Annotated in this window: 19 protein-coding genes; all 19 read left to right on the forward strand. The window is 44.6% G+C overall.

From position 1 onward, the window contains the following. Positions 1–350 precede the first annotated feature (350 nt). Positions 351–542: a hypothetical protein gene (locus tag CCU_RS14030; RefSeq protein ID WP_015533648.1), complete on the forward strand. Its 192-nt coding sequence runs from the start codon at positions 351–353 to the stop codon at positions 540–542. Then, a complete protein-coding gene (locus tag CCU_RS03880) occupies positions 532–1,542 on the forward strand; it encodes an AAA family ATPase (RefSeq protein ID WP_330369938.1) in 1,011 nt (336 codons plus the stop codon). Before CCU_RS14030 ends, CCU_RS03880 begins: the two co-directional genes overlap by 11 nt. 182 nt (positions 1,543–1,724) lie before the next feature. Further along, the gene (locus CCU_RS03885) at positions 1,725–2,990 is read left to right on the forward strand and encodes a plasmid recombination protein (protein WP_015533650.1); all 1,266 of its coding nucleotides are present in this window, start codon (positions 1,725–1,727) and stop codon (positions 2,988–2,990) included. A gap of 122 nt (positions 2,991–3,112) precedes the next feature. Then, positions 3,113–3,301 carry a hypothetical protein gene (locus CCU_RS03890; protein ID WP_015533651.1) on the forward strand — a complete coding sequence of 63 codons (189 nt, stop codon included), beginning with the start codon at positions 3,113–3,115 and terminating at the stop codon, positions 3,299–3,301. 115 nt (positions 3,302–3,416) lie between these two features. Then, complete coding sequence (locus CCU_RS03895; RefSeq protein WP_015533652.1) at positions 3,417–4,064, forward strand: hypothetical protein; 648 nt, start codon at positions 3,417–3,419, stop codon at positions 4,062–4,064. Next, on the forward strand, positions 4,045–4,419 hold the full coding sequence (locus tag CCU_RS03900) for a TnpV protein (protein ID WP_001140406.1): 375 nt from the start codon (positions 4,045–4,047) through the stop codon (positions 4,417–4,419). The genes CCU_RS03895 and CCU_RS03900 overlap by 20 nt, the downstream gene beginning before the upstream one ends. A gap of 366 nt (positions 4,420–4,785) precedes the next feature. Then, positions 4,786–6,705 carry a tetracycline resistance ribosomal protection protein Tet(O) gene (gene tet(O), locus CCU_RS03905; RefSeq protein ID WP_000691759.1) on the forward strand — a complete coding sequence of 640 codons (1,920 nt, stop codon included), beginning with the start codon at positions 4,786–4,788 and terminating at the stop codon, positions 6,703–6,705. A 54-nt stretch (positions 6,706–6,759) separates the two neighbouring features. Next, positions 6,760–6,930 carry a cysteine-rich KTR domain-containing protein gene (locus CCU_RS03910; RefSeq protein ID WP_223213393.1) on the forward strand — a complete coding sequence of 57 codons (171 nt, stop codon included), beginning with the start codon at positions 6,760–6,762 and terminating at the stop codon, positions 6,928–6,930. Positions 6,931–7,419: 489 nt separating this feature from the next. Further along, positions 7,420–7,929 carry a sigma-70 family RNA polymerase sigma factor gene (locus tag CCU_RS03915; RefSeq protein ID WP_000872511.1) on the forward strand — a complete coding sequence of 170 codons (510 nt, stop codon included), beginning with the start codon at positions 7,420–7,422 and terminating at the stop codon, positions 7,927–7,929. 94 nt (positions 7,930–8,023) lie between these two features. After that, on the forward strand, positions 8,024–8,449 hold the full coding sequence (locus CCU_RS03920) for a sigma-70 family RNA polymerase sigma factor (protein WP_000323896.1): 426 nt from the start codon (positions 8,024–8,026) through the stop codon (positions 8,447–8,449). Between the two features lie 83 nt (positions 8,450–8,532). Next, the gene (locus tag CCU_RS03925; protein WP_000323521.1) at positions 8,533–9,006 is read left to right on the forward strand and encodes a sigma factor-like helix-turn-helix DNA-binding protein; all 474 of its coding nucleotides are present in this window, start codon (positions 8,533–8,535) and stop codon (positions 9,004–9,006) included. A 153-nt stretch (positions 9,007–9,159) separates the two neighbouring features. Further along, on the forward strand, positions 9,160–10,191 hold the full coding sequence (locus tag CCU_RS03930; protein ID WP_001170965.1) for an AAA family ATPase: 1,032 nt from the start codon (positions 9,160–9,162) through the stop codon (positions 10,189–10,191). A gap of 518 nt (positions 10,192–10,709) precedes the next feature. Beyond that, the gene (gene mobV, locus CCU_RS03935) at positions 10,710–11,675 is read left to right on the forward strand and encodes a MobV family relaxase (RefSeq protein ID WP_001145977.1); all 966 of its coding nucleotides are present in this window, start codon (positions 10,710–10,712) and stop codon (positions 11,673–11,675) included. Positions 11,676–11,682: 7 nt separating this feature from the next. Then, on the forward strand, positions 11,683–12,537 hold the full coding sequence (locus CCU_RS03940; protein ID WP_000743701.1) for a ParB/RepB/Spo0J family partition protein: 855 nt from the start codon (positions 11,683–11,685) through the stop codon (positions 12,535–12,537). A 76-nt stretch (positions 12,538–12,613) separates the two neighbouring features. After that, the gene (locus CCU_RS03945; protein WP_000659121.1) at positions 12,614–12,844 is read left to right on the forward strand and encodes a YdbC family protein; all 231 of its coding nucleotides are present in this window, start codon (positions 12,614–12,616) and stop codon (positions 12,842–12,844) included. A gap of 70 nt (positions 12,845–12,914) precedes the next feature. After that, positions 12,915–13,106 carry a hypothetical protein gene (locus tag CCU_RS03950; RefSeq protein WP_000503424.1) on the forward strand — a complete coding sequence of 64 codons (192 nt, stop codon included), beginning with the start codon at positions 12,915–12,917 and terminating at the stop codon, positions 13,104–13,106. A gap of 53 nt (positions 13,107–13,159) precedes the next feature. Continuing rightward, on the forward strand, positions 13,160–15,061 hold the full coding sequence (locus CCU_RS03955; protein ID WP_015533653.1) for a recombinase family protein: 1,902 nt from the start codon (positions 13,160–13,162) through the stop codon (positions 15,059–15,061). After that, a complete protein-coding gene (locus tag CCU_RS03960; RefSeq protein ID WP_015533654.1) occupies positions 15,058–16,194 on the forward strand; it encodes a hypothetical protein in 1,137 nt (378 codons plus the stop codon). The genes CCU_RS03955 and CCU_RS03960 overlap by 4 nt, the downstream gene beginning before the upstream one ends. Positions 16,195–16,379: 185 nt before the next feature. Further along, the coding region (locus CCU_RS03965; protein ID WP_208895971.1) for a P-loop NTPase fold protein at positions 16,380–17,213 on the forward strand (834 nt) is incomplete at its 3' end.

Raw genomic sequence — 17,213 nt, forward strand, 5'->3', positions numbered from 1 at the left:
TGATTATTTTAGCAGGCGGCGTAGTTGGTTTAGGAATGGCTCTAATTGTTCAGGTAATCGGCAGTATAGTTTCAAACAAGAAACAATAATAAAAGTGAAACTTTCAGTTTTACGCAGATAATCAACAATCTATTAGAACGCAGAAAACATCGTAGAAATACGGTGTTTTTTGTTGCCCCAAACCCTACAATTTCATACATAACCACAGGTTAGTACAAATACCTTGTGTGATTTTTAGAAAGGCTTAGAAAGGCAATTTTGCCCGATTTTCGCCCCGAGAAATGACAGAAACAAGGCTCTGAGTATCTTCCCTGTGGTTTTTTTGTTTTCAGACGGAAAGGAGGATTGATATGCCGAGAATGAGTAAGAAACGGAAACAAGAGTGGGCGTTGTTTCTGAATGAAAGAAATCGCATTACCTACAACGACCTTTGCAGAAAATGCAGTAATGACTGCAAGCAGAGTTTCCGCTGTATCGTGGTGTATTGCCCGAAGTATTTATCAAAAAGGAGAACGAAGAACAATGATGAAAATGGAAAATGAAATAAATGTAACTGTACCTCTTGAAGTTGTAAAGGCAAGTGAGATTGAACCGAAAGAAGTGAAATGGCTGTGGTATCCGTATATTCCGTTCGGCAAGGTTACGCTCTTGCAGGGCGATCCTGGCGATGGGAAAAGCAAGTTAATGCTTTCCATAGCCGCCCTGCTCTCAAAAGGAGAAGCCTTGCCCTTTACCGATGAAGAAGTTGAACCTATGACTATCATCTATCAGACAACGGAAGATGATGCAGACGATACGGTAGTACCCCGTTTTAATTCTGCCGGTGGGAACGGAGAAAACCTTATCTTCATCAAGGAAGATGAAAAATCTTTATCCTTTGGGGATAACCGTATTGCTGAAGCAATCGAAAAGTACCACGCAAAACTTTTAATTCTTGACCCGATGAGTTCCTATATCGGAGAGAACTGCTCAATGAACAATGCCAACGAAACACGAGCAGAGTTTAATTATCTGATAGCGGTTGCAAAGAATACTGGCTGTGCCATTGTGATTATCGCTCATATGAACAAGATGAGAGATACGAACCCACTTTATCGCACCAACGGTTCGATTGATATTGCGGGTGCTGCAAGAAGTATTCTTGCAATCACACGCACACCGAACAAAGAAGCTCCAGCGGAAAGATATATGGTGCAAGTGAAATCCAACCTTGCCCCGACAGGCTCGGCAATTCTCTTTGAGGTGGCAGAAAAGGGCGTGGACTTTATCTCTGAAATGGAAATGACAGCAGAAGAAGCGTTCCAGTCCCTTGCCCCTAAAATGGGCAGACCGAACGACAAGGAAATCAAGGCGAAAGAATTTCTTTTAGAAATGCTGAAAGACGGAGAAATGCTTTCTTCGGATTGTGAAGAAAGACTTGAAGCCGCAGGGTTCAAGAAATCGACCATCAAAAAGGCAAAGAAGAAAGCAGGCGTTATCTCACGAAAACGAGGCTTTCTGTGGTACTGGTCTTTGCCGATGGGCGATATACCGAGAGAATAAAAGCAGGCTGTCTGATGATTGGACAGTCTGTTTTTATGATTGAGGTATCAAAAGGAGGTCAAGGGGGAACTCCCTTGCCCACGACATCTTTGCAGACGAAGTCTGAAAGTGTCATAGTGGGTTACACACATTCAAAGAATGTTGTGTAATGGCTTCGCCTCCTGCTGAGAAAGGAGAGCAAAATGGCAAAAACCAACAAGGCAGATATGAGTTGTGCAAGGGTAAAACAATACACCGCTTCTGATGTGAGCAAGGCGGAAAGGCACAACGAACGCAAGAATGAAACTTACGAAAATATGAATGTGATTGTGGAGCGAATACCCTTTAATGTGCATTTCAAAAAAACGACTGCCCCGACCTATATGGAACAGTTAAAGCAGATGGAAACAGACGGGCAGGTGTCGCTTCGTGGGTTGAGGAAAGACGCAACGCTGTTTGATGAAATTGTGATTGATGTGAACACGATGTACTTTGAGCGTAATGGTGGCTATGAATACGCAAAGCAGTTTTATGAAGAAGCCTATCATTTCATCGAAGAAAAATTCGGTGCTGACAATGTTATATCGGCAGTAATGCACGCTGATGAAATCAATATAGCAGCCAGTGAGGAACTTGGAAAAGAGGTTTACCATTATCATCTTCACGCTATGGTTCTGCCAGTGGTGGAGAAAGAAATCTTATGGAGTAAGCGTTGTAAAGACCCCGAACTGCGAGGAACAGTCAAGGAAGTTGTTAATCAGATTAGCCATTCAAAGAAATGGAAATCGGATATTCCGCTGGCCGATGAAAAAGGAAATCCGTTGCTAAGAAAGAACGGTAAGCCGATGTTCCGAGCGTCGTACAGCATACTGCAAGACGAATTGTTTAACTATATGACGGAACAAGGATTCAAAGGCTTTCAGCGTGGCGAATACGGAAGTACAGCAGAGCATTTAACTTCCCTGCAATATCAAATCCAACAGGACAAAGAGCGATTGGAGAGGTTGCAGAAGCGTATTCAGAAAGAGCAAGTTAAGTATGAGCCTGCCCGTCATATTTCCAAAACCTTAAATGAGATTGACAGTATGGGGCAGAAAACAATCACAGGTAAAATGGCAATCTCCAAAGAGGATTATTCTCAACTGACTGCCCTTGCCAAAGAGGGTATTACCAGTCGTGCGGAAATCAAAAAATTTGAGCAGAGTGCCACTTATTACCGACAGAAATATATGGACAGTGCAAACGCATTGGAACGAATGAAAACCAAATACAACGAACTGAAAGAAAAGTGCAGACCTTTTCTTGAAGCGTTAGAGCATTTCCCCGAAGTTGCCAAACTTTTTACCGAAAAAGTAAGGCAACTTTTTTCTTTGCGAGAAGCACAGTTACAAGCCGAAAAAGAAGCAAGGGAAAAAGCAAGACAGGAGCGTATCAAGGAACGCAGAAACAAGCGTGGTATGGAAAGATAACCATTTCCATTATACTCACGACTTAATGACTTCTTGATATGTTCTGATGAAACAGATGTATTTGTGGGGTGTTCCAAAGGGAATGCCCCACAGTCAATTTTGGAAAAGGAGAAACGGATTATATGAAAGAAAACACTTTATCTTATACAACACGAATAGGCAAAACAACTTTTATTGTCAATGTGAAGCAATCGGAAAGAGCAAAGAAGCCTTTGAATACGGTATTTCAAGAAATATGCAGACACGAGATGTTGGGAGATTTTTCAGCAGATAACTATTTGAATTTAGAAAATTTGCAAAAATCATCTTGACAAACTCGTTCCCGAAGGAACCGGATACCGGGCAAAGACAAGGTTTGCAAAGTTCTTCAATCTGCCGGAGCTGATTTCACTTTTCAAGGAAAGTGCGGATATTCAGACACCGGATATGCTAAAGCTGCCTGTACCGGAAGCAGAGTACGAAAATGTGGTGTTGAAACCGAGCGAATACCAGAAAGAAATGGTACAGTCCCTTGCGGATCGTGCGGAGGCTGTTCGTGATAGGAATGTAGAGCCACACGTTGACAATATGCTCAAAATCACCAATGACGGAAGAAAACTGGCATTAGACCAGCGTTTAATCAACGATATGCTTCCCGATGAGGATAATTCCAAAGCCACCACCTGTGTGGACAAGGCATGTGAGATATGGGAAGAAACAAAGGAACAGAAGTCAGCACAGCTTATCTTCTGTGACTTATCGACACCGAAAGGAGATGGTACATTCAATGTTTATGAGGACATTCGGGGCAAACTGATAGAAAAGGGTGTCCCACCGGAAGAAATCGCATTTATCCATGATGCCAATACGGAGAAAAGAAAAGCGGAGCTGTTTGCAAAGGTAAGAAGCGGACAGGTTCGTTTTTTATTGGGTTCTACTGCCAAAATGGGAGCCGGAACCAACGTACAGGACAGACTGATTGCATTACACCATTTAGATGTGCCCTGGCGTCCGTCTGATGTAGGACGGATTTTGCGGACATTCAAAATAAAAAAGAATGTGGAGGTAACAGACAATGGCAAAGACAATTTTTGAGGAAATGGGCGGCAAATACGAAAGGCAAGGCGATTATTTAATACCGTGCTTAACTGTACCCGCCGAAGAAGAACAGCCGATAGGCATCTGGGGACAGCGGCATTTGGATTATCTGAAGCATCACTGCAAAGTTACATACACCAATCTTCTTACAAGCGGCAGACTTAACGCTTACCTTGCCGACATTGACAGACAGGCACAGGAACGCTTTGAAAGGCTCATAGAGGGTATGAAACAGGCACAGGGCATAACGGAACAGCTAAAGGCAGAAAACGCCTTAGAATGGACAGGATGCCTCAATAACATAAGGGCTTGTGCGAGGGAGATTGTGGAAAAGGAAATTATTTTTGCATAAACAGATGATTAGTGGCAGGGGGAAATCCTGCCGCTTTTTCTGCTTTAGTTTGTCAGCTTGACAAATAAAGGGTTAAGGAATATAATTAGATTCAGTATTATACAAGGAGTTAATAAATATGCGGCAAGGTATTCTTAAATAAACTGTCAATTTGATAGTGGGAACAAAAAGTAGCAGTCCCGTTTCACTTTTAATATGGGGCTTAGTTTTTTGTACCCAGTTTAAGAATACTTTTATCATGTAATTTTATATGCCCGAAAACATATAAGTGTTTTGGGGCTATTGGAGTTATTTACCCAGTGATAGGAGTATTTATCACTGGGTATTTTTATGCCCTTTTTTGGGTGTTGATAGGAGGAAAATCACATGAAAATAATTAACTTAGGCATTCTGGCTCACGTTGACGCAGGAAAGACAACATTAACGGAGAGTTTATTGTATACCAGTGGTGCAATTGCAGAACCAGGGAGCGTAGATAAAGGCACAACAAGGACAGATACAATGAATTTGGAGCGTCAAAGGGGAATCACTATCCAGACAGCAGTGACATCTTTTCAGTGGGAGGATGTAAAAGTCAACATTATAGATACGCCAGGCCATATGGATTTTTTGGCGGAAGTATACCGTTCTTTATCCGTATTAGACGGAGCAGTATTATTAGTTTCTGCAAAGGATGGCATACAGGCACAGACCCGTATACTGTTTCATGCACTACAGACAATGAAGATTCCGACAATTTTTTTCATCAATAAAATTGACCAAGAGGGGATTGATTTGCCAATGGTATATCAAGAAATGAAAGCAAAGCTTTCTTCGGAAATTATAGTGAAGCAAAAGGTTGGGCAGCATCCCCATATAAATGTAACGGACAATGACGATATGGAACAGTGGGATGCGGTAATTATGGGAAACGATGAACTATTAGAGAAATATATGTCAGGGAAACCGTTTAAAATGTCAGAACTGGAACAGGAAGAAAACAGGAGATTCCAAAACGGAACGTTATTTCCCGTTTATCACGGAAGTGCTAAAAACAATCTGGGGATTCGGCAGCTTATAGAAGTGATTGCCAGTAAGTTTTATTCATCAACGCCTGAAGGTCAATCTGAACTATGCGGGCAGGTTTTTAAGATTGAATATTCAGAGAAAAGGCGGCGTTTTGTTTATGTGCGTATATATAGCGGAACATTGCATTTGAGGGATGTTATTAAAATATCTGAAAAAGAGAAAATAAAAATCACAGAGATGTGTGTTCCGACAAACGGTGAATTATATTCATCCGATACAGCCTGCTCTGGTGATATTGTAATTTTACCAAATGATGTTTTGCAGCTAAACAGTATTTTGGGGAACGAAATGCTGTTGCCGCAGAGAAAATTTATTGAAAATCCTCTCCCTATGCTCCAAACAACGATTGCAGTAAAGAAATCTGAACAGCGGGAAATATTGCTTGGGGCACTTACAGAAATTTCAGATGGCGACCCTCTTTTAAAATATTATGTGGATACTACAACGCATGAGATTATACTTTCTTTTTTGGGGAATGTGCAGATGGAAGTCATTTGTGCCATCCTTGAGGAAAAATACCATGTGGAGGCAGAAATAAAAGAGCCTACTGTTATATATATGGAAAGACCGCTTAGAAAAGCAGAATATACCATCCACATAGAAGTCCCGCCAAATCCTTTCTGGGCTTCTGTCGGGTTGTCCATAGAGCCGCTCCCTATTGGAAGCGGAGTGCAGTATGAAAGCAGAGTTTCACTTGGATATTTAAACCAATCGTTCCAAAATGCGGTTATGGAGGGGGTTCTTTATGGCTGCGAGCAGGGGCTGTATGGATGGAAAGTGACAGACTGTAAAATCTGTTTTGAATATGGATTGTATTATAGTCCTGTAAGTACCCCCGCAGACTTTCGGCTGCTTTCCCCTATCGTATTGGAGCAGGCTTTAAAAAAAGCAGGGACAGAACTATTAGAGCCATATCTCCACTTTGAAATTTATGCACCGCAGGAATATCTCTCACGGGCGTATCATGATGCCCCAAGGTATTGTGCAGATATTGTAAGTACTCAGGTAAAGAATGACGAGGTCATTCTGAAAGGAGAAATCCCTGCCAGATGTATTCAAGAATACAGGAACGATTTAACTTATTTCACAAATGGGCAGGGAGTCTGCTTGACAGAGTTAAAAGGATACCAGCCAGCTATTGGTAAATTTATTTGCCAACCCCGCCGCCCGAATAGCCGTATAGATAAGGTTCGGCATATGTTCCACAAGTTAGCTTAACAGCTTGCAAAAGTCATATAAAATGAGATTTGAAAGGATTAGAGACTAATTATGATGAAATGCGAATGGATATTGTGTCCTGTTTGTGGGAGCAAAACCCGTAATAAAATTAGGAAGGACACTGTTTTGGAGAATTATCCCCTTTATTGTCCAAAATGCAGACAAGAAAGCTTGATTAAAGTTGACAACTTGAAGATAACTGTCATCAAAGAGCCAGACGCTTAAGACGCAGAGCCGATGAAATTGTGGAACAATTCACGAATCATCGGCTCTTTTTGTTTCGTATTTGAAAGAACAAACTCACCAAATAAAAAAAACGATATTCGGGTGGGTTATTTTGTTATACCCTAAATTACCCTCTGAATTTGTTTTTAAATTTGGAGGGATTTTTTTATGTTCTTTTTTCGGGCGGTTATTCATCTGCTCATACGAAGTAAAATTTATCAATACATAGCATATCAGAGAATGGCAGGAAACCAGTTAAAAAAATTTCTGCCAGTGCAGCGGTACTTCTCACCTTGAAAGTGGAAGTACAATCTCCATACAACAGAATTTGTATTTCCCATAACCGTGAAGGTCACAGAGCCTTTGCGGTTTTTCTTTTGTCGTTTTTTGTTGGAAAGTGCCGCAGGGCTGTTTCTGGTGTGCGTTGCCGCTCCCCGCCTCTCCATCTGGATTTTTACATTTCAAAAATTCAGATTGGAGGTATTAGCGGTGAAATACGCACCAAGAAAAGTATATATCAAAGAAAGCGGCGGCTATGTGGAACTGTCCTATACGGATTTCTGCCGCCGCAGGCAAGCCGACAAGGGATATATGGACAAGCTGTTTATCCCCGTCCAAGGTTGTCTGCTTGAAGTCGTAAGGGAGCAATATGCGGACTTCTACCGTGACAGGGAGCGGTGGCGTTACCTGCAAAAATTAGATGCGAGGAACAGCCTGCTATCTCTGGACGGATTTACGGACAGCGAGGGGAATCCTCTGGACTTTATCGCTGATGAAGCGGCGGACATTGCGGAAACCGTTGTCAATGCTGTTATGGTGGACAGGCTGAAAGCCGCCCTGCCTTTGTTGTCGGATAGTGAGCAGGAGTTGATACAGGCAATCTTTTTTGACGGACTTTCCGAGCGTGAAGTCGGGGCGAGGTTAGGCATAACCCAGAGCGTTGTGAACAAACGCAAAGCCAGAATCCTAAGAAAACTAAGAAAGATAATAGAAAATTAAAATTTAAGGCGTTCAGCCCCCTTGTTTTTTCCTTTGGGAAAATGAGGGGGCTTTTCTCTGCCCTCTCAATCAATTCTGATTGGAGGAAGAAAGAATGGCATACAACCACGGACGGGAGGACAGGAAATGGCGTATCTGGAAAGAAGCGGAGGAAAAGCTGCTGCGTGAGTGCGGCGTTGATGAAGTGACCATTGAGCAGATACGCATAGCGGACAGGGCAGACTTCAATTCCAACAGGCGGTTTTACCGATGGACGAATGACGTTGCGGAATACCTTGAGGACATGGCAGACAGGGAGCGGCAAGCGGAGGTGAATACAGTTGCGGAGTTACTGGACGAGATTGAGAGCGAAAATCTCTATCAAGTATTAGTCACGGTGGACGGGCGTACCTTGAAAATCGTCCTGCTGAAAATGCAGGGGTATTCCACAAAGGAGATTGCCCCACTTGTGCATTTGACGACTGGTGCCATCTATGCGAGGTTAGACCATCTGCGGAAGAAGCTTCGGAAAATTTTGTAAGCGTCTAATACATCCCATTATTCTGCGGGCTACTGGGTGGGGAGTGGAATCTCCCCGCTTATTTTTGGCAGGAGGAAAACGGGATGGCATATAAAGCTAAGGCGTACACGCTTCGGGAGGAATCCACGGAAAGCGGTATAAGGTATTTTATCAGTTTTAAGGACGGGCAGGGGGAACACCACGAACTGGAAGTATCCGAGCAGTTATTCTTTGAATTTCGGCAGATGGAACGCAGGAACAGGAATCTTCTCCAATGGGACGAGCGGCACAGGGAGTTTTCGGAAGTATGGGACGAAACGCTGAACAGGCGGGCGTTAAAGCTGCCTAAGAGCATTGAGGAACAAATGATTGAAGCAGAACGGGCGGAACTGCTCTGTAAGGCGGTTGACAGACTGCCAGAGATACAAAGGCGACGTTTCCTGCTCTACTACGAGTATGAGTTCAATTTTTACCAAATCGCCGCTATGGAGCATTGCACCGCTTCTGCAATACAGAAATCCGTTGCTGTTGCAAAGAAGAAAGTAAAAGCGGAAATGAGGAAATATCTCCAACCATGACCGACACCGCCCGAAAAAGAAATCTGTTTTTTATTTGTGTGGGATTGGCGGTATTACATACTCTCACTTTTTTCGTGGGAGTAAATCTATTTTTAAGGAGGTCAACGCCTATGTGCAACAAAAACAAGATAACTGCCCGAAAGGAGGAAACCCATGCAGAAGTTACAGACAGTCAACGCCGAAACGCTCCTTTATGAGCCGCTTGAGAAGCCGTCCTTTGTGGTGGACAGCCTTATCCCCACAGGCTTGTCGCTGTTCTGCGGCTCACAGAAGATAGGCAAGAGCTGGCTCATGCTGAAGCTGTGCTTATGCGTGTCGCAGGGAATCCCCTTATGGGACATGACGACAATGGAGGGCGATGTGCTTTACCTCTGCCTTGAGGACACGTTCTGCCGCATACAGGACAGGCTGTTCCGTTTGACGGACGAAGCGAGCGGGCGGCTTCATTTTGCCGTGGCAAGCTGCAAGCTGTCAGACGGTCTTATCGTGCAGCTTGAGGATTATCTGAAAGACTATCCAGACAGCAGGCTCATTGTCATTGATACCTTGCAGAAAGTCCGTACAGCTTCAAAAGACAACGCCTATGCAAGCGACTATGGGGACATCTCCCTAATCAAAGATTTTGCCGACAGGCACTCTCTGGCGGTCATTGTCGTACACCACATCCGAAAGCAGAATGACAGCGATGTGTTCAACAAGGTGTCTGGGACGACAGGCTTAACGGGGAGTGCGGACGCTACCTTTGTTCTGGAAAAGGAGAAACGGGCATCTGACACCGCCAAGCTGTATGTAACGGGCAGGGACACGCCCTATCAGGAATACACGCTCCGTTTCCGTGATTGCAGTTGGGAACTTGTGGAGAGGAAAACGCAGGAGCAGCTTGCGAAAGAAACGATACCAGATGTCCTTTTTCGGTTGGTGGATTTTATGAGGGATAAGGAAGAATGGGCAGGCACGGCAACGGAGCTGTTAGCCGCTATGGGGGAAACGGAAACCATACCCACGGTGATTACGAAATGGCTGAATGAATATCACACCACATTTTTAAGCGAGAACCGTATCTGCTACCAGTACAGCCGCAGGAAAGACGGCAGGCAGATTGCCCTTGCAAGGAGGGCGGGTGACAGCGGTGACGGCGGTGACAGCGATATTGGGATACCCCCTGTTACTGTCATTGACGCTTAAAGCCATGTAAAGTTGGCGGCTCTGCCCTGCGGGTGACAGCGGTGACGGCAGTGACAGTGATTTTAGGATACCCTGCCGCTGTCATCCCTACGGGAGAACACCCCGCAAACGCAAAATGCAGGCGTGGGATTCACCCGCCCTTTTCGGGCGTGTAAAATCACCCCTGCGGTCAGAAAAATCTCTCCGATTTTTCCGACTGCGTTTACAGGGTGTAACACACTACACTTTGCCCTGCAAAGAGCCGTGTGCCAGACGTTCCCTCTGGACTCCCTTATGGCAGGTCTTACGCCCTGCTATCCTACGCCTTGCGGCTTCGGATAAAAGAACGGCGGCATGACGGTTACAGCTCTTGCGAGGGAGTATCCCAAAAACACCGTCACCATCGTCATGACCGTCATGCAGGGGATAAGGGTGACAGTTACGGCAATCGGCAGGGGGCATCCCAAAACTGCCGTCACCACCGTCACCGCTGTCACCCAAAGGGCAGTTACCCGCCGAAGAAAGGAAGATGATGGATTATGCCCTATGCAATCCTGCGTTTCCAGAAACGCAAAGCGGGCGGCGTTGCGGCTTGCGAACGCCACAACGAGCGGAAGAAAGAAGCCTACAAAAGCAACCCAGATATCGACATGGAACGCTCTAAAAATAACTATCATCTTGTCGCACCGCCAAAGTACACCTATAAGAAAGAGATTAACCGAAAGGTAGCCGAAGCAGGGTGCAGGACAAGGAAAGACAGCGTGATGATGGTGGAAACGCTCATCACGGCTTCACCAGAATTTATGAACCAGTTACCGCCCGAAGAACAGAAAGCGTATTTTACGATGGCTCTGGATTTCATTTCGGAGCGTGTCGGGGAGCAGAATATCCTCTCCGCAGTCGTCCACATGGACGAGAGAACGCCCCATATGCACCTCTGCTTTGTGCCGATTACACCAGACAATAAGCTGTCCGCCAAAACAATTTTAGGCAATCAAAAGAGCCTGTCGGAGTGGCAGACCGCCTACCATGAGCGGATGTCCTCACGTTGGAATCAGCTTGAGAGAGGTCAATCTTCGATGGAAACCAAGCGGAAACACGTCCCCACATGGCTCTATAAGTTGGGCGGCAGGCTTGATAAGCAGTATGGGGAAATCGTGTCTGCCCTGTCCGACATCAACGCCTTTAACGCAGGGAAAAAGCGTGACAAGGCTCTGGAACTGGTTGCCGCATGGCTGCCCGAAGTGGAGAAATTCTCTAAGGAAATCGGCAGACAGCAGGCGTATATCGACAGCTTAAAGGAGCAAATCGGGCAGGAAGCCGACTATGCAGGGCGTATGCGTGATGAAAAGTACGAGCAGGAATTAAAGGTGCAGAAAGCCAACCAGAGGATATTTGAATTGCAGAGAACCAACGAGCAGATGGGGCGGCTGCTCTCAAAGATACCGCCAGAAGTGTTGGAAGAATTACAGAGAACAGGCAGAAACAAATCAAGAGAAAGGTAAAAAGTGAATGAAGAAACAGGATTTTAAGGTGTTAAAGACCAAAGATTTATACCCGTTTCCCGACAATCCGTTTCATGTTGTGGAGGATGAAACGCTGTCAGAGTTAGCGGAAAGCATCAAGGAATTTGGCATTGTCACGCCGATAATCACACGCCCGAAAGAGGACGGGAACGGTTATGAAGTGATTGCGGGGCAGCGGCGTGTCCGTGCGTCCGAACTTGCAGGTATAAATACCGTGCCTGCATTTGTCCTGCCCTTAGACCGTGACCGAGCCATCATCACCCTTGTAGACAGTAATTTACAGCGTGAAAATATCCTGCCATCGGAGCGGGCGTTTGCCTACAGGATGAAATCCGAAGCCATGAAGCGGCAGGGTTTCCGCACAGACTTAACCTCGTCACAAGTTGTGACGAAGTTGCGGACGGACGACAAAGTGGCACAGGGCTTCGGCGTGGGCAGGATGACCGTCCAGCGTTTTATCCGCCTGACGGAACTGATACCGCCGATTTTGCAGATGGTGGACGAGGGGAAAATCGCCCTCACACCTGCGGTGGAACTGTCCTTTTTGAAGAAAGACGAGCAGGAAAATCTCTTTGCCACGATGGAGAGCGAAGAAGCAACGCCCTCACTCTCACAGGCACAGCGGATGAAAAGCATGAGCCAGAGCGGGCAGCTTGACATGGATATGATATTTTCCATTATGACGGAGGAAAAGGGAAACCAGAAAGAAACCTTGAAAATCAACACAAGCAAACTGAAAAAATACTTTCCGAAGGACACAACGCCGAAGCAGATGGAGGAAACCATCATCCGACTTCTGGAACGTGAGTTGCAGAGAAAACGGAGCAGGGACAGCCGCTAACCTTCTTTTTTCGGGAAGTAAATGCAGGAATTTGGAACAGAAGAAAGACAGAATTTTAAGGAGAATGAGGTAAGGAATGAAAGAAATCCAGTATGAGATTGTAAAGGAAATCGCCGTATTGTCTGCGAGTGACAGCGGCTACACAAAGGAAATCAATCTTATTTCATGGAACGGGAGAGAGCCGAAATATGACATCCGCAGCTTTTCCCCGAACCGTGAGAAGTGCGGAAAGGGTATCACGTTGAACGCTGATGAAGCAGCGGCACTCCTTGAAGCATTACAGAAAGAAGTAAACAGCGGGGATTGATGGTATCTGATTGACAGGGCGGGGCGTTTCCAGACGTTCTCCTGCCCTGTCTGGAAAGGAAGATTTAAGTATGGGCGAGGATAGGAAAACAACTGGAAGAAGAAAGCGTATTGTGCCAAAAGGGCAAGTACAAATGATTATCAGTCGAGAATATATCGGCACACAGACCGTTGCAGAAGCGTTTGTCCCGATTATCTCCGAGGATATTCGGAAGAAGATTGCCGAGGGCGACACCTTCGACAATGAGGGGCTGTCCGCTTAGAATGTACGCAATGGAACATGAAAACGTTAGGACAGATATGGAGGTTTTACAGTATGGCAGGAATAAGAACGGAGAACAAGATTTATGAAGTCGGCATTTACTGCCGCTTATCAAAGGACGATGGCACGGATAACGAGAGTGCGAGCATTGCGACACAAAAATCCATCCTCACGGATTATGTGAAAAGGCAGGGATGGCATTTAGCAAAAACGTATGTTGACGATGGCTACTCTGGAACAAATTTCCAAAGACCAAGTTTCCAGAATATGATTAAGGACATTGAAAACGGGCTGATAAACTGCGTGATTACAAAAGATTTATCCCGTCTGGGGAGGAACTATCTTGATTGTGGGTTATATCTGGAAGTCTTTTTCCCAGAGCATAACGTGAGGTATATAGCGGTCAATGACGGCGTGGACACCTTAAACAAATCCGCTATGGACATCACGCCTTTCCGCAACATCCTAAACGAAATGTATTCTGCCGATGTGTCAGTCAAGATAAAATCGGCGTACCGTGCGAGGTTTCAGCAGGGGAAATTCATGGGAACAACAGCCCCTTATGGCTATGTCAAAGACCCTGCCGACCACAACCATCTGCTGATAGATGACAAAGTTGCCCATGTGGTAAGGGAGATATTCGACCTTGCGTTAGCGGGCAACGGCATCGCCAAAATCCGCAAGCACATCAACAAACAGCATATCCTACGCCCTGCCGCTTATGCGGTGGAGCAAGGGGCAACAGGCTATGAGCGGTACTTTGAGGATAACGAGGAAAACCGTTATATTTGGAGCGAGAACAGCGTGAGGGGCATTTTAAGAAGCCCGATATATGCGGGCAACCTTGCAGGCTACAAGCGGATTGCAGCCAACATGAAAAGCAAGAAACGCCCCTCTAAGCTGCCCGAAGAATGGGAAGTGATACCAGACACCCATGAGGGGATAGTCACGCAGGAGGAATTTGACACCGTACAGCAGCTTATGACGAGCCGCAGGCGGGAGCAGAACGCAGGGGGATTTGAGAATATCTTTTCGGGCGTTATCAAGTGTGCGGACTGCGGCTATGCGATGCGGGCGGCGAGTGCCAACAGGAGGAAACGCCCCGACATCATCGACTGCGTACAATACACCTGCAATAATTATGGCAGATATGGCAATGTTATGTGTACCGCACACAGCATTGAAGCGAGGGACTTATTCAATGCCGTCCTTGCCGACATCAACCGCTTTGCGGATATGGCGGTCAATGATGAAAAGGCGGTCAGAGCCATAGAAAGGCGGCTCACGGAAACAGACCAGAGCAGGGCGAAATCATTAGAGAAAGAAAAGAAGAAGCTGAACAAACGCCTTGCGGAGCTTGACAGGCTGTTTTCCTCTCTCTATGAGGACAAGGTAATGGAGCGTATCACGGAGCGGAATTTTGAGATGATGTCGGGGAAATACCAGAAAGAGCAGCTTGAAATTGAAGCACGGCTGAAAGAGGTAACGGAAACGCTCAATGACAGCTATGAGAAATCGCAGGGCGTGAGGGACTTTCTATCCCTAATCCGCAACTATCAGGGGCTGAAAGAGTTGGACGCAACCATCATAAACGCACTCATAGACAAGATACTTGTTTCGGAACGTGAGAAACTTGCGGACGGGACAGTAAGGCAGGAAATCAAGATTTACTATAAATTCATCGGCTTTGTCGGTGAATTACATATCACACCCACAAAGCGGTGGACGGCGTTAAAGCCTAAAAATTGTACGGTGTGCGGTGTTGAATACGTCCCCAGCTCTGGAATATCAAAGTATTGTCCCGCTTGTGCTAAGAGGATACAGAGGGAGAAATCAAACGAGAGCAAACGCAGGAGTAGGGAGAGGAACCGAAGGGCATGTATTGAACTGTCCGCAAAAAATGACCGACTGACATTGAACAGCAGGAAGGTCGTATTTTACGACAGGGAAATATGAATGATAAGGTCAAGATTTTCCGGTATGTGACGGAAGGCACCTTCGACAGTTATTCATGGCAGCTCATTGAGAACAAGCAGAAGTTTATTGGGCAGATCATGACGAGCAAGTCCCCGGTACGTTCCTGTGAGGACATTGACGAAGCAGCGCTTTCTTATGCAGAGGTAAAGGCACTTGCAACTGGAAACCCTTACATCAAGGAGAAGATGGACTTGGATATACAGGTGTCAAAGCTGAAGCTCTTAAAGGCGAATCACACAAGCCAGCGTTACCGTCTGGAGGACAATATCGCAAAGCATTACCCGATGCAGATCACAGCCTTAAAAGAAAGGATTGAGGGATACCGGACGGACATTCAGACCTACACAGCGCATAAGCCGGTGGATAAGGACGCTTTTTCCATGAAGATAGGCAACCGTACCTATACAGACAAAAAGGAAGCGGGTGCGGCTCTGATTGATATGTGCCGGAGTGCCAAACAGCCAAACATGGCGATCACAATCGGGGAATTTCAGGGATTTAAGATGAGCGTGTCCTTTGACTCGTTCTTCTCAAAGTTTACGATCAGCTTAAAAGGGAGTCTTAGCCATGAGGTGGAAATCGGAGCCGATCCGCTTGGAAATCTGCAAAGACTTTCCAATGCACTAGAGGGAATGACTGGGAAAATGGCAGATGTGGAGCAGAAGCTTTCCAACGTGGAACATCAGCTTGAAACCGCAAAGGTGGAAGTCACAAAACCTTTTGCACAGGAGCAGGAACTGGCGGAGAAGTTAGAGCGTCTTGCAGAGTTAAATGCACTTCTGAACATGGACGAAAAGGGCGATAATGCGCTGGATATGGGCGATGATGAGCCAGAGGAAGAAACCGGAGAGCATAGCACACAGGCGCAGGAAGGCGAGCCGGACAGGGCGGAAGATATACAGGCGGTGGCGGAGGAACCGTTAAAGCCTGTTGCAAGTTTTCTGATGTCGGAACGAATCGCAGAGCATGACAAGGAACGGATGTTAGCAGACGGTTCTAAAGGGCGGGTATCCGTCAAGGAGAAACTTGCCGAGATGCGTGAGAAGGTTTATGGGAAGAAGGCACCGGAAAAGACGGGTATGTCAAAGAGAAAGGAGGTAAGTTTAGAGTGATTAATATCATAGAAGGTAGTTAGGATAGCTATCTTCTATGATAAATGTCACATTTGATAACAAATTATTAGAAATAATGTCAAAAAAGTGAAAATATAGAACAAAGTATAGAATTATGATATAATACATTTGTCAAACAGTCATAGACAAGAAAGAAAATGAATATGTAAAAGGAGAAAATATGTATGAGTGATAAAATATTAGCTATGTTTAATACAATTAGTTCAGCAGATTATCTAATTAGTAACCCATATTCTTCTTCTTGCAATAGGGTTTTTAAAAGTTTGTTTAAATCTGAAGATTTTTTAAATATGTTTTATTTTATGTCTAATAAAACCTATGAGCGATTAGCTACAATAACTTCATTGTCTAACGATACAACAAAAAATACAGTTTTTATTACAGGTTTTAGAGGGTGTGGAAAAACATGTTTCATGAATTTACTAAGTAGTATTATTTCTGACAAATATAGTATTCCGAGTTATGATGAATGTAAAAATGAGGATATTTCTTTAGTGACAAAGTTTTATGGTTCGGGTTTTGAGAACGAATATAAAAAGGAAATTGCAGAAATTGAGGAAAATTATAGAACTTCTGAAAAAGACATAATTAATGAGTTACGTCCATATCTCAAATTAGATGGATATGAGTTGAATGCAAATGCTATTAATAGATATATCAATAAGGAGTTAAAAGGAAAAGTTATTTTTCTTAATTTTGATAAAGGCAACGGAAAGAATGACCAAAAACCATTTGAAGAGAAATTCATTGCGAAAATACAGGTATTGGTAGAGGATATTATTCGAAATAAAAGTAATTTTAAAGAGAATCCTTTTGCGTGTTTACTAGATTTCTATCAAAGAAATAGTTCAATAATTGATGAATTAATAGAGAGTGATTGTTGTTTGTTAGATTTTTTTGAGTTTATTGAGCAAAAAGTCAATAAAGCTAAAGAATTAAGCACAATAAAAAGAGAATTAATAACATGTTTACATAAATTAAATTTAGAGCAACTTATA

The organism is Coprococcus sp. ART55/1, from assembly GCF_000210595.1.
In the GTDB taxonomy this organism is placed as follows: domain Bacteria; phylum Bacillota; class Clostridia; order Lachnospirales; family Lachnospiraceae; genus Coprococcus; species Coprococcus aceti.